Source organism: Pontibacter sp. HJ8, from assembly GCF_054824225.1.
This window is the reverse complement of record NZ_JSYF01000273.1, coordinates 1-765: the sequence shown is the minus strand read 5'-3', so window position 1 is coordinate 765 and position 765 is coordinate 1. Positions and strand designations below refer to the sequence as shown.

At 49.2% G+C, this 765-nt stretch carries 1 protein-coding gene; it reads left to right on the top strand.

The window, feature by feature from the left end; translation table 11 throughout:
• Window positions 1–690 (top strand): SusD/RagB family nutrient-binding outer membrane lipoprotein (locus tag OB13_RS12665; protein ID WP_461490533.1); only part of this gene is annotated, 690 nt, incomplete at its 5' end.
• Window positions 691–765 lie beyond the last annotated feature (75 nt).

The following is a 765-nucleotide window of genomic DNA, read 5'->3' as shown; positions in this document are numbered from 1 at the left end:
GTTTATTCTTATCCTGGTACCATACCACGTATGGGGCAGCAATTTAGAGCAAGCCAGAGCGAGCGTGTTTTCTTCGGGCCATGGGAGACCTACTTCCTGCTGGCAGAGGCTGCTGTACGTGGCTGGAGTACACCGATGTCTGCGAAAGAAGCCTATGAAGCAGGCGTTACAAGTAATTTTGTTTACTGGGGTGCACCGATGGGCGGCTACCTAAGCTCTGACAAGTATAACCGAAATGGTACATCGGCTAGCTGGGACCATATTGCTGAACCTCCGGCCACCTATACCATGCAGTATGAAAATGGCTATACAGGTGCACAAGAGGTGGCTACTGTCAAGTACCCGGCTAATCACCTGTACAAGAACGGAAGTGTGAAGAATGACCATCTGACCAAGATTATCACACAGAAGTATATCGCCCAGTTCCCGTGGTTGCCGCTGGAGGCCTGGAACGATCACAGAAGACTTGGTCTGCCATTCTTCGAGAACCCTGCAGTGGAGAACCCGCTTCCAAACCTGCCTGCAATAACTTCCTCCAACTATATGGAGAGTAGAAAGGAGTTCTTCCCGCAACGACTGAAATACCCTTCGAGCTTGCAGAATACAAACCCGGAAGGCTACAGACAGGCTATCGGGTTCCTGAATGGAGAAGATGCTGTGGCAACACCACTTTGGTGGGCTAAAAAGTAACAATATCCTGTAAGCTACCTATGATGAAGTAAAGCTGAAGCTGCACTGAATCTGCTTTGCTTAATTAGTATCGGC